This is a genomic window from Solwaraspora sp. WMMD937 (assembly GCF_029581175.1).
In the GTDB taxonomy this organism is placed as follows: Bacteria; Actinomycetota; Actinomycetes; order Mycobacteriales; family Micromonosporaceae; genus Micromonospora_E.
In genome coordinates this window covers 491,427-505,100 of the sequence record NZ_CP120738.1, presented here as the reverse complement: position 1 = coordinate 505,100, position 13,674 = coordinate 491,427, and the positions used below count along the sequence as shown (strand labels likewise).

Genomic DNA, 13,674 nt, shown 5'->3' with positions numbered 1-13,674 from the left:
GGTCGGTGCGCCAGGACTCGCCGAGGTGGGAGCAGATCAACCCCAGTGGGTACGAGTGGGAGCGGGAGGGCCTGCGGGAGCTGGCCTCGTACCTGCCGGATGTCGACCCGTACCACGTCTGGGCCAACATCGAGTTCGTCGCGTCCGACGGCTCGATCAACGAGGTCGACGCGCTGGTGCTCACCCCCAGCGGGCTGTACGTCGTGGAGCTCAAGCACTGGCAGGGTGAGCTGCACGGCGACGGCGGTCAGTGGGTGCACCGGGCGACGAAGACGTCGCGGCTGATCCCGCGGGACAATCCGACGATCCTGGCCAACCGTAAGGCGAAGCGGCTGGCGAGCCTGATCGACCACTACGCCCGCCAGCAGCGCAAACATGCCCGTACGCCATTCATCGGGGCGGCGGTGTTCCTGCATGCCCGGTCGTTGCGGTCGCAGCTGGATGCGATCGGCCGCCAGCACGTGTACGGCCTGCACGATGCGCCCGAGTCGGGTCTGCCGAGTCTGCGGGAGATGTTGACGGCCCCGCCGCGTAATCCGGCGCATCTGATCGACGAGGTTCGGGGGCAGGAGATCGTCGCCCTGGTCAAGGGGGCGAAGATCCGCCCGTCGGTGGCGGACCGCAAGGTGGGGCAACTGCTGCTGCATCCGCGTCCGTTCGCCGAGGGCGTCGGCTGGCAGGATTTCATCGCCGGGCATGTGATGGACACCGCGCTGCTGCGCCGGGTGCGGTTCTATCTGACCAGTCGGGCCCCGGAGGAGGAGATCCCGGCGATCCGGGGTGCTGCCGAGCGGGAGTTCCGGCTGCTGCAGGGCATCCACCACCCGGGGATCGCCCAGGCGCACGACCTGGTCGATCATCCGCTGGGTCCTGCTTTGATTTTCGACCATCAGCAGCAGTGGGTACGCCTGGACCAGTATCTGGTGGAGCGGGGTGACCGGCTGACGTTGGCGCAGCGGCTGCACCTGCTGGGCGACCTGGCCGAGATCGTCGACTACGCGCATTCGCGCCGGCTGGCGCACCGGGCGCTGCATCCGGGCGCGGTGTACGTCTGCGATCCGGATTCGTCGCGTCCGCAGCTGGTGGTGACGAACTGGCAGACCGGTGGCCGGCTGGCGGACACCCGGTTGACCCGTACCGGTGGTTCGTCGACGGACCCGGGCAGTCTGACGTTGCTGCACGACGACGAGGTGCGGCGCTACCAGGCGCCGGAGGCGGCGATGCCGGGCCGTCCGCCCGGCCACCAGTTGGACGTTTTCGCGCTCGGCGCGGTCGGCTACCGGATCTTCGCCGGTAGCCCGCCGGCGGGCAGCGCCGAGGAGCTGGCGACGGCCGTACGCGACAGTGGGGTGAACCTGGCGGCGGCGGTCGACGGGATGCCGGCGGCGTTGGTTGACGCCGTCTACGACGCGACCCGGGGGGATCCGACGCGCCGGTCGGCGAGTGTCGCCGCGTTCCGGTCCCGCCTGGAGCAGGTGTGGGATGAGCTGACCGCACCGGAGCCGGAGCCGGTGGTCGATCCGCTCGTCGCCCGCAAGGGCGACGTGCTCGACATCGGTTACACCGTGCTGAGCCGCCTGGGTGCCGGTTCGACGGCGCTGGCTCTGCTGGTCAGCGAGCCGGCGGTCGACGGCAAGGACGGCCGGCGGCTGGTGTTGAAGGTGGCCCGCGACGAGCAGCACGCCGCCCGGCTGGCGGTGGAGGCGGAGACGCTGGGCAAGCTGCGGGACCGGCGGGTGGCCGCGTTGGTGCGGGGGCCGATCCCGGTCGGTGGCCGGACGGCGCTGCTGATGGAGAGCGCGGGGGAGCGGACCCTCGCCGAGGAGCTGCACGGCGGCCGGCTGACGCTGGATCTGCTGGAGCGGTACGGCCGGGACCTGCTGGAGATCGTCGTCTACCTCGACGAGGTGGGGATCTGGCACCGGGATCTGAAGCCGGCGAACCTGGCGGCCCGACCGCTGAATGCCAAGGACCGGCAGCCGCATCTGTGCGTTTTCGACTTTTCGCTCTCCGCGACCCCGACGGACCAGCTGACCGCCGGCACCGCCGGCTACCTGGATCCGTTCCTGGGTCCGCCGAAGCGGCTGCGCTACGACCGGGCGGCGGAGCGGTTCGCCGCCGCGGTGACGTTGTTCGAGATGGCGACGGGGTCGCTGCCGGAGTGGGGTGGGGCCAATCCGGCGGCGGTCAGCGACGAGGTGACCCTGGATCCGGCGATGTTTGAGCCGGCGGTCGCGGACCGGCTGGTCGACTTTTTCGGCCGGGCGTTGGCCCGGGAGACGGCCGACCGGTTCGACACGGCCGAGGAGATGCTCGACGCCTGGCGGGACATTTTCCGTAAGGTGCCGGTGGCCGGCGGCGGGCTGGCGTCGCCGGCTGCGGTGTCGGTGGCAAGCCTGGACACCGTGTTGGAGCAGTCGCCGCTGACGGAGCGGGCCCGTTCGGCGGTGCGCAGGCTCGGGTTGGTCACCGTGCGGGATCTGCTCCAGGCCAAACCGGCCAGGTTGGCCACCGCGCAGGGTGTGCCGGACGCGACCCGCAAGGAGATCCTGGCGTACGCCCGGTCGCTGCGCCCGCTGCTGGCGGCCGACCCGGCAGACCGTGTCGGTGCCGCCGACGGGGCGGAACAGGGCCGCGACGGCCAGCAGGCCGCCGGGGTGGCGACGCGGGGCATGGAGACGCTCTGCGCCGCGCTGCTGCCGGCGGATACGGGCCGCACGAGCAAGCGTCGGACGACATTGGCGGTGCTGCTGGGCCAGGAGCCGGCACCGGGCGACGACACCTGGCTGCACTGGCCGACTCAGGGCGAGGTGGCGCGGCGGACCGGCCAGACCCAGCCGCAGATTTCGACCCTGTTGCGCAAGCAGGTGCAGGTCTGGTCGGGCAACGAGGTCGTGTCGGCGGTACGCGACGAGATTGTCGCCCTGGTGGAGAGCCGGGGTGCGGTGATGTCGGCCGCGGAGCTGGCCGACGCGCTGATCGCTACGCACGGCTCGTTCACGTCGGAGCCGAAACGCAGCGCCCAGGCGGTCGGCTTGGTCCGGGCGGCGGTGGAGACGGAGCTGGCCACCGGCGGGGACGCCCGGTTGGCGATCCAGCGGTTCCGTGCCTCGCCGACGGTGCTGGTGGGCCGGGAGCCGGTGGATCCGGCGGCGACGACCACCGCCGCCGACCTGTTGTCGTACGTGGTGGCGCTCGGCGGCCGGGCAACCGAGTTGGTGGAGTCCGATCCGCTGCCGACCCGGCAGGGGGCGGTGGCGGAGCTGGCCGCGGTCCCGCCGCCGCCGACGATGCCGGTGGTGCCGGAGCTGCGGCTGCTGCAGTTGGCGGCCGCCGGCAGCAACGGCCGGGCCGACGTCAACGGGCAGGGCCAGCTCTACCCGGTGGACATGCCGGCCGAGCGGGCGTTGCGGCTGGCCGCTGGCAGCATCGCCGGGCAGCGGCTACGCGAGGACGAGATCATCGGCCGGGTCCGGGCCCGTTTCCCACGCGCGCAGCAGCTGCCGGGCCGGCCGCAGCTCGACACACTGGTCCGCACCGTCGCCGGGCTTGACTGGGATCGCGAGCAGCGGGTGTACGCGCCGCCGGCGCTGCCGTCGGTGTTCAGCGGCACCCGGGGTGCCACGGTCACCGGTGGGTTCGCCGTGCCGCTGTGGCAGGCCGACGAGGTGGCGGCGAAGCTGGCCGGGGCGATCGACCGGCGGGCGTTCCTGGCGGTGCTGACCCCGTTGCGGGAGCTGGCCGCCGCCCGGCGGGAGCTGCTGGCCCGGCTCGGGCTGACCGAGGTGGACGTGACCGGGATCCTGCTGGACCGGCTGCGGGCGCTCGGCTACCCGTGGCAGGCGCTGGTGGCGGCGGATTCCGGTTCGGCCACTGACGCGAACTTCCGCAGCCTGGTGGATCTGGTCCGGCACGAGGTGGTGCCGGCGATTCGGGCGGCGCTGGCCACGGACGCGCCGGTGCTGTTGACCGAGGCGGCGCCGCTGGCCCGGTACGGCCAGGTGGAGCTGTTGGCGGAGTTGGCGGATCTGACCCGACCCCGGCCGGCGGCGCGGCTGCTGCTGGTGCCGGCCCGCAAACCGGATCCGGCGATGTTGGACGGTTACCAGTTGCCGTTGACGTCACCGGCGAGTCAGTCGCTGTGGATTTCGGGGCAATGGCTGAACGCCAGATCTGGTAGGACTATCCACCATGCCCATCCGACGGCTGCTTCTGGAGAACTACCGAGGGTTCCGTAACCGGCAGGAGATCGAGCTGGCACCGATCACCGTGGTGCTCGGCAAGAACAACTCCGGCAAGAGTGCCCTGACCCGTGCGCCGCTGGTGATCGCGACCGGCTTCGACACCACCTCCCCGTCCCCACTGGACCTCGAACGCCTCGGCCCGGACGCGGTCGACGACCTGCGCGAGCTCTACTTCGATCAGCTCGATGTGCGACCGCTGACGTTGGGCGTGACCGTCGACGGTCCGCTGCCGTTCACACTGCGGGTGGATCTGGAGTATTCAGCCAGACTACGCAACGCGGTAGTGGCGGCGCTTCGGGTCGACACAGATGACAGCGCCGACCCGGTCGGCACCGTTGAGTTGGTGTCGAGCCGATTCACCGCCCCGATGCCGGATACCTCGGACATCGACGGCGTCGAGCTGTCGACGCTTCCTGAGCCTTCGGTCGACGGGCTCGACGAGTACGACATCCGCATCACTGGCGGGCCGACCCGGACGAGGCAGGTGCGTTTCGCGGGCCTGCTGCCTGCCGCCGGGCAACTGCCGGACCTGGACGACCTGTTCCGCCAGGTGCGCCCAGGTCTGATCCGATACCTGGGGCCGTACCGGGAGCGGGTGGCCCGTCAGCATCGGATGCCGATCGGCACGCCTGCCGCGCTCGGCACGAAGGGCGAAGGGCTGGCCGGCCTGCTGGCCGACAGCCAGCGCAAGTCGGACGGGCGGCTGCTGGCACAGATCAATGCGCAGCTGCGTGAGATCGTGCCCGGATGGCGACTGGAGGAGGTCGCTGCCGGCCCGCTCTGGTCGACGGTGCTGGTCAGGGACGGTTCCAGGGCGAGGATCAATCTCGCCGACGCCGGCAGCGGGCTCGCCCAGGTGCTGCCGATCCTGGCGCAGTGTGCGATGGACGAGCTGGCAGGAGGCGCCGCCGCGCCGCCGTTGCAGATCATTGAGGAGCCGGAGGCGCACCTGCACCCACGTGTCCACGCTGACCTGGCCGACCTCTACCTGAGGACCGCGCAGCGGACCGGGACCCGGTTTCTGATCGAGACACACAGCGAAACGCTGCTGCTGCGGCTGCGTCGCCGGATCGCCGAGGTCGACAACGACTACGGCCCGGAGACGGTTGCCATCTACGTCGTGGAGCAGCACGACGGCGTCTCGTCGGCACGTCGCATCCCGCTGGACAGTCTCGGCAACCTCGACGACAGCTGGCCGCCGGGCTACTTCTCCCAGGACTACCACGAGGTCCGAGCCCTCGCGGCTGCCCAGTCGGAACGGAACGCCCGTGCTTCTTGACATCGACGAGACGATTCTGGACGGCGCGGACCACCGGCCGGTGATCACGCTGCTCTGCATGGTGGCGGAGAAGCGCCACGACTGGCATCCGACGTTGTCGCAGGCAGCGAGGATGATCGACCTTGTCGAGCGGCTGGCCCGAGCGGGTGTCCGGATGCCGGTGCTCAGCCAGTGGGCAGAGGAGGCGACGGAGGAGGCCGCGTACCCCAGCCCACCGGATGCTCGGCGGACGGTGCGTGTCGGCCTGGCTGACCTGGAGCATCTGGTCGCCGACCTGGACAAGCCGGCGGTGCTGGTGGTGGAGAATCAGCTCGCCGATGGCAGCTTCGTGCAGGACATGGCGGCGGCCCTGGACGACAAGCGGATCGTCGAGGCGCTGCGTCGGATGTGGCTTCGGCTGCACAACGGCGGCGGTAAGGGCCAGATGGCCGAACTCGCCGCCGATGAGGGAAAGAAGTTCGCGATCGTGTCGCCAAGGGTGGCGATCCTGTTCGACGGCGACCGCGACGGCCCTGGCCAGCCGAGCGACAACGAGCCCAGGAAGGCGCAGGCGCACGCGGCCGGCATCCAGAACGTGCACATCCTCGCCTACCGGGCGGCAGAGAACTACGTCCCGCTCGTGGTGTGGGAGTCGCTCTACCCCCGGCATCGGCGCAGGATCAGCCAGCTGCGGGCGATGCCGGCGAATCAGCGTGGCTACCTGAAGAAGGACTCCTACCCCGGTAACGGGCTGCCCAGGCAGCTCACCGTGGCGGGCCGGAAGCTGACCGAGGCGGACTTCGACGAGCTCGGCCCGGACGTCGTCGCCGAACTGCGGCAGATCCTTACGATGATCCACACGATCCTGTAGGACACTAGCGGTATGTCCAGCAGCCGGGGAGACGTCCAGGTCGAACCTATTGCGATGATGCTGGTCGACATGCTGGAGGAGATCGCCGCAGGCCGGATCCGGGTGCCCAGGTTTCAGCGGCCGTTCGTGTGGCGACCCGAGCAGATGCTGGACCTGTTCGACAGCATCGAGCGAGGATGGCCGATCGGCGGCATCACCGTGTGGGAGACCACCGACGAGGTGCCCTCGCTCGACCACCTCGGCGAGGTGCCGGTGCGGATGCCGCCGGCAGGCACACCGGTGTCGTACGTGCTCGACGGGCATCAACGGCTCTCCACGCTGTTCGGGGTGCTGCGTAGGCAGGGCCGACCGCCGCGCGGCGACGATCAGCGGGAGTGGAAGTGGCGGATCTATCGCGATCTGGAGCCGCAGGAGGACAACGAACGCTACCGGCATCATCGGGCGTTCGGCTCCCCGCCGCCCCTTCCTCCTGATTCGTACCTTCCGATGCGCTCCGTCAACAGCACCGTCGACTTTCTCCGCTTCCTGCGGAACCTGGAAGCGCGGGTCAACGACGCCACCCGGATGGATCGGCTGGTCAACGAAGCCGACTGGGTGGCGCAGCGTGTCCGTGCGTACAAGATTCCGTTGGTGCGGGTCCGCGACAGCGACCTGGGGTCGGCCATCGAGGTGTTCGCCCGGATCAACAACCGTGGAGTACGCCTGGAGACACACGAGATCGCCTCCCGGCTGACCGGCCCGGTCCAGGAATCCACAATGGGCGAACAGGTCGACAGCATCGTCGAGTCCGTCGCGAGCACGGGCTTCGGCGAGCTGCCCAGGATGGCGGTGTTCCGGTCGATGCTAGCGATCGCCGGCGAGCCGGACGTCATGAAGCCGCACTGGGAACAGGTGGCGCAGCGGATCCGGACCAGCCAGGTCGACGTGCTGGCGGCCGGGCAGGAGGCGGTGCACAAGGCGGTGGAGCTGCTGCGGGCGGCGGGGCTGCCGCTGGCGGCCCTGTTGCCGTACTCGCATCAGTTGGTGTTGTTGACCTATTTCTTCCACTGTCGGCCGGAGCCGACCGGCAACCAGCGGTTGGAGCTGGAGCGGTGGTTCTGGGTGACGTCGTGGGCGGGGTCGTTCGCGGGTGCCAACTCGACCCGGATCCGGGAGGGCTTAGCGGAGATGAAGGCGTTCGCGTCCGGCGCGACCCCGACCCTGAAACTGGACGTCGGCGCGGTGCAGCCGATGCCGGAGCCGTTCAACCTGAACAGCGCCCGGACTCTGGCATACGTGGCGTGGGAGGCGCACGAGTTCCCGACCCGGCGGGACGCGCTCGGCCAGGAGTTCGACGTGGTGAAACGGTTGGCCGGCGGGGTGCCGCAGGCGTACCGGCAGATCGTGCCCGGCCATTCGACGGCGGCCAACCGGATCATCCTGCCGACCAGCCCGGGGGACAACCCGCTGGGGGTGTTCAAGGAGCTACGAAACGGTCAGCTGGAACGCACGATCAGCCGGGACCATGTGATGGGCTTGCTGGCCAGCCACTGCATCACCGAGCGGGCCTTTATCAAGCTGCTGGCCGGCGACCACGACGGGTTCCTGGAGCTGCGGGCCGAGGTGTTGCAGGAGCGGCTGCGGGCGTTCGCGAAAGGGCTGGGCGTCATGCTCGGGCCGGACATGACCGGGGTGGCCGACAACGACACCGAGCACGACGAGTGAGCTGCCGCTGGTCGGCCTGGTCGTAGCCGACCGGAAGGTGGCGGCTGGCTGCTTCAGGGGCTTGTGTCAGCCTGCCGGGCTGGGGCGATCCTCCTGCCAGGGGTTGCCGCTGTCCTCCTGCTTGGAGAAGCAGAACGGCACCCCCGGGTAGCGCTGGGGGAACGCGCGCTCCGCCTGCTCGGGCTCCGGGGTGCCGACCTCCACGCATGATCCGTCGTGGCGTACGCCGGATTGCACCACCGGCAGGCCCTGCTGCCGCCAGTAATCCTGGTTGCGGAGGATCTGTTGGAACGTCGGCTCCAGGTCTATCGCCGCATGGTCGGCCGGGTGCAGACGCACCCGATGACCCCACGGCATTGACTCGATCGCCGCCTCGAACTCGGCGGAATCCTTGGCCCAGACATCGACCCGATCATCCTGCACATCGATCGCGTGACCTGCGTAGACCTCGGCGAACTCATCTTCGCCGATGCGCCCGACCACCATGGCGATCTGGTTCAGCTCATCCTGATTCGGCCATGCGGACGGCACCGCTGTGATGGTCGGATCGCCAGGTCCCGCCGCAACTGAGTCCGACCCGGTGCCGCCGCACGCGGTGAGGAGCCCGAGCGTGAAGATCGAAGCGGCGAATACTCGGCACGTCCTCATGATTTTCCTCCTTACCGGCACCCGGCGGCGCGGCTGCGGATACCGCATGTTGGCAGGGGCGTGATGCCGGTGCTGGGCCGTAGGATCGCAGCCGTGCTCGACGAACTCGACGAAGACGCGCGACGGCGACTCCAGCAGGCGATGCAGGCGCAGGTGAAACACCTGGTCGACGACCTGCGTAAGCGGCTCGCGGAGCCGGAGTCGCTGTCGCTGCGGGCCGAGCTGCTGCAGGAGTACGAGAAGGCGAAGAAGGCCGAGCGGCTGGCCGGCGCGTTCGAGGTGTGGCTGGAGGACGTGCTCGACCAGGCGGCGGTGGCCTGGGTGCTGGGTTGTGTGTTCGTCCGCTTCTGCGAGGACAACGAGCTGATCGACGGGCTGTGGATCGGCGGGGACGACCCGGCGGCCCCGGCCGAGGCGGGGATGCAGCGGCGGCAGGCGTACCTGATCGAGGCCGAGCATTCGTTGCACAACGACCGGCACTGGCTGCGGGAAGCGTTCCGCTACCTGGGCAGGCTGCGCCCGACGGCGCAGATCTTCGACAAGCACAACCCGGTGTGGCGCTTCGACATCTCCGGCGCGGCCGCGGAGGGGCTGAGCAACTTCTTCCGTACGGGCGAGGGCCGGGTGTCGCTGCGCAGCAAGACCCTGGACACCCGCTTCCTCGGTGACCTCTACCAGGAGCTGTCGACGCACGCGAAGAAGACGTACGCGCTGTTGCAGACCCCGGTGTTCGTCGAGAAGTTCATCCTGGACCGGACCTTCGAGCCGGCGCTGAGCGAGTTCGGCCTGCCCGAGATGAAGGTGATCGACCCGACATGCGGCTCCGGCCATTTCCTGCTCGGCGCGTTCGACCGGCTGGTGCGCGAGTGGCGCAAGCGGGAGCCGACCACCGACATCCGGGCCATCGTCGACCGGGCGCTCGGCCAGGTCACCGGCGTCGACATCAACGCCTTCGCGGTCGCCATCGCCCGCTTCCGGCTGCTGGTCGCCGCGATCAAGCTCGGTAAGTGGCACAAGCTCGAACGCTGCCCCGCCTTCCCCGCCCGCGTCGCCACCGGCGACTCCCTGCTGGAGTGGGGCCGCGCCTCCCGCGCACAGGGCGACCTGCTGGCAGCATTCGAGGGTAGGCCGGTCTTCGCGTACGAGAGCGAAGACGACGAACTGCTAGCCGAGTATCTGGAGGTCGGTCAGTACACGGTGGTGGTTGGCAACCCGCCCTACATCACCGTCGCCGACCCGGCCCGCAACAAGCTCTACCGCAGCATCTACCCGGGCGTCTGTCACAGGCAGTACGCACTGACCGTGCCCTTCGCCAAGCGCTTCTTTGACCTGGCGAAGAAATCCGACGAGTACGGCGAGGGTGCTGGCTACGTCGGCCAGATCACCGGCAACGCCTTCATGAAGCGCGAATTCGGCAAGAAGCTGATCGAGGACTACTTCGCCCACGACGTCGAGCTGAGCGAGGTCATCGACACCTCCGGTGCCTACATCCCCGGCCACGGCACCCCGACCGTGATCCTGATCGGCCGCACCAACGCCCGCCGCCGCCTCCCGGTCGTCCGCGCCGTCCTCGGTGTGCAGGGCGAGCCGACGACCCCGGACAACCCGGCCGACGGCCTCGTCTGGCAGGCGATCGTCGACCAGATCGACGCGCCCGGCTCCGCGTCCCGCTGGGTCACCGTCCAGGATCTCGACCGTTCCCGCCTCCTCAAACACCCCTGGAGCCTCTCCGGCGGCGGTGCAGCAGAACTCGTGCAAGCGTTGGAAGGCTTTTCGGCAGAGGTGCTGCTGGAGTTCGTCGATCCGCCGATTGGTCGTGCGATCCGAGCCGGTGCCGACGAGGTGTTCATGCGACCTGCCGGCAGGACATTGACGACTCGTGCTGACCGTAGGGCTCTGCGGCCGCTGATCGTAGGGGAAGCGGTAAGGGACTGGAAAGCCGAATCCGAAGATCTAATCTGGTATCCCTACAGTGCTGAACTCGGCGAGAAAGGGCTTGAGGAAGAACTCTGGCTTTGGCGAAAGTTGCTTGCAGAGCGGCGCACCTTTGTGGGTAATATGGAGCAAGCCGGTCTTAAGTGGTGGGAGTATCATCAGCGAGGCTTATTCAGCAGGGCCCCGATAGCCCACAGTGGACCCACCCGATAAACGAGACGGCCCACCCTCCCATAGGATGGAGTTACCACACAACAACCAAAGAAAAGCGGACCGCCGAACATGTATCATACCACCGGCTTCACGACCGATCAGATCCGCGACCTCTGCGTGCTGGTCCGCACCGAATGCCGGAACCTGGGCATGGAACCGTGGCCACCGATCCTCGGCCTCTACCGCGCCCTCGTGGTCACGTTGACCTACATGCGGCGCAACCGCGTCCAAGCGGAGATCGCCGAGGCGCACGGCGTCTCCCAGTCGACGATCTCCCGGGCGGTCACCGGCATCACCCCGGTCCTCGACCGCGTGCTGACGGGGTTCGCGCCGACCGCCGACGAGCTCGACCCGACCGCCCAGTACATCGTCGACGGCACTCTGTTCCCCTGCTGGTCATGGCGCACGCACCGCTGTCTGTACTCCGGCAAGCACAAGACCACGGGCATGAGCGTCCAGGTCGCCTGCACCCTCGACGGCGCGCTCGCCTGGATCTCCGATCCCGTCACCGGCAACCACCACGACTCGTACGCGATCAACGACACCGGTGTTCTCGCCAGCCTGAACCCTGGAGACTGGATCGGCGACAAAGGATACGTCGGCAACGGCATGATAACCCCGTACAAGAAGCCCAAGGGCGGCGAGCTCACAGAGTGGCAGAAGGAATACAACAGGCAGGTCAACAAGATCCGCTGGGTCGTCGAACAGGTCATCGCGAACCTGAAGACATGGCGAATCCTGCACACCGACTACCGCAGACCGCTCGCGACCTTCACAGAAACGATCTCCTGTGCCATCGGGCTGCATCTCTACAGGATCGCCTGTGAATAGACCTCAGCATACTCCATCTGCATAACGGATTCCGCTGTCGATTGCGTTTGCGGAGGTGGCCACGCACAACCACCTTGTTTTGGATCGAGGCGGGAAGGTCTTCAAGCAGACGGCACCGGTAATCAAGCTTCCGGAGGGCGCAACGGAGGATGATCACCTCAAGTTGATGGGTGTGCTAAACAGTTCCGTCGCTTGTTTCTGGCTGAAGCAGACCTGCTTCCCTAAGGGGGGTAGCGGCGTAGGCAGGGGTATCCAGCCAGAAGGGTGGATGGAACGGTATGCGCTCAATGCTTCGAACATTGAGCGTTTTCCGTTGCCTGCAGAGTTCCCGTTGAAGCGGGCGCGCGAGCTTGACACGTTGGCGCAGCGGCTGGGCGAGCTGACTCCGGCGGCGGTGGCCGGGTCGGAGGTGCCGACTGTGGAGCGGCTGGCACTGGCGCGTGCCGAGTACGACCTGGTCCGGGCGCGGATGATCGCGCTTCAGGAGGAGCTGGACTGGGAGGTCTACCGGCTCTACGGGCTGATGGATGAGGATCTGACCCATCCGGACCCGCCAGGGCTGAGCCTTGGTGAGCGGGCGTTCGAGATCACGATGGTGCAGCAGAAGGTGGAGACGGCCTGGTTCGTGCGGCACGACTCCGTACCGGTGGACAAGCCCAACCCCGACTGGCCGGCGGATTACCGCGACCTGGTGGAACGACGAATCTCTGCCACGGCCGGAAACCGGCACCTTCAGCTGATCGAGCGTCCGGAGTGCAAGCGTCGCTGGAAGACCGATGGCTGGGCCAAGATGCAGGCGGATGCGTTGCGGGACTGGCTGTTGGAGCGGCTGGAGGCCCCGGAGTTGTGGGGCGGCACGCCGGAGCCGCTGTCGGTGGCGCAGCTAGCCGACCGGGTGGCCGGCGACGCTGACTTCCAGCAGGTGTTGGCGCTGCTGCCGGAGTACGAGGGCATGAGCCTGGTCGTCGCGCTCGACAAGCTGGTCGCCACTGAGCATGTGCCGTTCCTGCCGAAGCAACGCTACAAGCCGTCCGGGCTGCGTAAGCGGGTGTTGTGGGAGCAGACCTGGGAGAAGCAGCGGCGCGAGGACGCCGGGGAGACGGTGGAGATCGACGTGCCCCCGAAGTACACGTCGGCGGACTTCGTCCGGCCGTCGTACGCGAAGGCGCGAGGCAAGCTCGATGTGCCGAAGGAGCGGTTCATCTCGTACCCGGAGATGGGTCGCGACACGGACTCCAGCCTGCTGCTCGGCTGGGCCGGGTGGGACCACCTGGCGCAGGCGCAGGCGCTGGCCACGGTGTACGTGAATCGGCGCAGCCAGGAGGCGTGGGAGGCGCACCGCCTGCTGCCGCTGCTCGCCGGGCTGCTGGAGCTGGAACCGTGGCTACACCAGTGGTACGCCGCCGAACGCCCCGGCTACCCCGGCTCGCCGGCACAGTTCTACACCGACTTCATCGACACCGAGCTGTCCACCCTCAGCTCGGACCGCACCGCACTGTCCCTGCTCCGCGGCCTCCCCGAGTAGGACCCGACATCGTCCGACCCTGTTGGACGGTGTCGGCGTTCGATAGGTTCGGCTTGTAGCGGGAGGGTGATGGAGCGGTAGCCGATGAGCGTTGACGATGTGAAGCGCACGGTCGAGCTGGGCAACGAGGCAGTCCGGCAGGGGGTGCCCGATCCTTGGACAGGCACTCGCTGAGGCTGAGGAAGCGGGTGCCTTGGCGCGGGCCACGATGCATGACAGCACCCATGACGAGGTCGAGAAGGCAAAGGCGAAGCTGGGCTCGTTGGAGCGTGAGGCCGAGTTGGCGGTCCGGCGGTTCGAGGCTGCCGTGCAGAACGCGAACGAGTACGTGGCCAAGCTCTGGTCTGATGTCCGGGACTCCCGGCGATGTGGTGGCGCGGCACTACGGTATTGGGGTTGTTGTCGAGGATCACCAGGTAGGCGTCCGCCGGCAGCCAGCGCAGGT

At 68.5% G+C, this 13,674-nt stretch carries 8 protein-coding genes; 7 read left to right on the top strand and 1 reads right to left on the bottom strand.

Annotation, left to right across the window (positions count from 1 at the left end):
• The first annotated feature begins 5 nt into the window (after positions 1–5).
• Genes pglW through O7621_RS02285 form a run of 4 tightly spaced genes read left to right on the top strand, consistent with a single transcriptional unit; the run spans position 6 to position 8,077 of the window.
• Positions 6–4,238, top strand: coding sequence for a BREX system serine/threonine kinase PglW (gene pglW / locus O7621_RS02300; protein ID WP_282232516.1), 4,233 nt, complete (start codon positions 6–8; stop codon positions 4,236–4,238).
• Positions 4,192–5,523, top strand: a complete 1,332-nt coding sequence (locus O7621_RS02295; RefSeq protein ID WP_282232515.1) for an AAA family ATPase — start codon at positions 4,192–4,194, stop codon at positions 5,521–5,523. The genes pglW and O7621_RS02295 overlap by 47 nt, the downstream gene beginning before the upstream one ends.
• Positions 5,513–6,373 carry a hypothetical protein gene (locus O7621_RS02290; RefSeq protein WP_281552888.1) on the top strand — a complete coding sequence of 287 codons (861 nt, stop codon included), beginning with the start codon at positions 5,513–5,515 and terminating at the stop codon, positions 6,371–6,373. The genes O7621_RS02295 and O7621_RS02290 overlap by 11 nt, the downstream gene beginning before the upstream one ends.
• Positions 6,374–6,385: 12 nt before the next feature.
• Entirely contained in the window at positions 6,386–8,077 is a 1,692-nt protein-coding gene (locus O7621_RS02285) for a DUF262 domain-containing protein (protein WP_282232514.1), read from the top strand.
• 66 nt (positions 8,078–8,143) lie between these two features.
• Here O7621_RS02285 and O7621_RS02280 read toward each other — a convergent pair whose 3' ends face one another.
• A complete protein-coding gene (locus tag O7621_RS02280) occupies positions 8,144–8,725 on the bottom strand; it encodes a hypothetical protein (RefSeq protein ID WP_282232513.1) in 582 nt (193 codons plus the stop codon).
• 93 nt (positions 8,726–8,818) lie between these two features.
• Here O7621_RS02280 and pglX (O7621_RS02275) point away from each other — a divergent pair, with 93 nt between their 5' ends.
• The 3 genes from pglX (O7621_RS02275) to pglX (O7621_RS02265) all read left to right on the top strand — a co-directional run bounded on the left by pglX (O7621_RS02275) (position 8,819) and on the right by pglX (O7621_RS02265) (position 13,229).
• Positions 8,819–10,873, top strand: a complete 2,055-nt coding sequence (pglX, locus tag O7621_RS02275) for a BREX-2 system adenine-specific DNA-methyltransferase PglX (protein WP_282232512.1) — start codon at positions 8,819–8,821, stop codon at positions 10,871–10,873.
• A gap of 69 nt (positions 10,874–10,942) precedes the next feature.
• Entirely contained in the window at positions 10,943–11,704 is a 762-nt protein-coding gene (locus O7621_RS02270) for a transposase family protein (protein WP_282232511.1), read from the top strand.
• A gap of 28 nt (positions 11,705–11,732) precedes the next feature.
• Entirely contained in the window at positions 11,733–13,229 is a 1,497-nt protein-coding gene (pglX, locus tag O7621_RS02265) for a BREX-2 system adenine-specific DNA-methyltransferase PglX (protein ID WP_348775305.1), read from the top strand.
• The last annotated feature ends 445 nt before the right edge of the window (positions 13,230–13,674 follow it).

Excerpts from the sequence above, each read along its gene's own strand:
- O7621_RS02295 (WP_282232515.1), top strand. The coding sequence starts at position 4,192 with ATGCCCATCCGACGGCTGCTTCTGGAGAACTACCGAGGGTTCCGTAAC.
- O7621_RS02285 (WP_282232514.1), top strand. The coding sequence starts at position 6,386 with ATGTCCAGCAGCCGGGGAGACGTCCAGGTCGAACCTATTGCGATGATG.
- O7621_RS02280 (WP_282232513.1), bottom strand. The coding sequence starts at position 8,725 with ATGAGGACGTGCCGAGTATTCGCCGCTTCGATCTTCACGCTCGGGCTC.
- O7621_RS02270 (WP_282232511.1), top strand. The coding sequence starts at position 10,943 with ATGTATCATACCACCGGCTTCACGACCGATCAGATCCGCGACCTCTGC.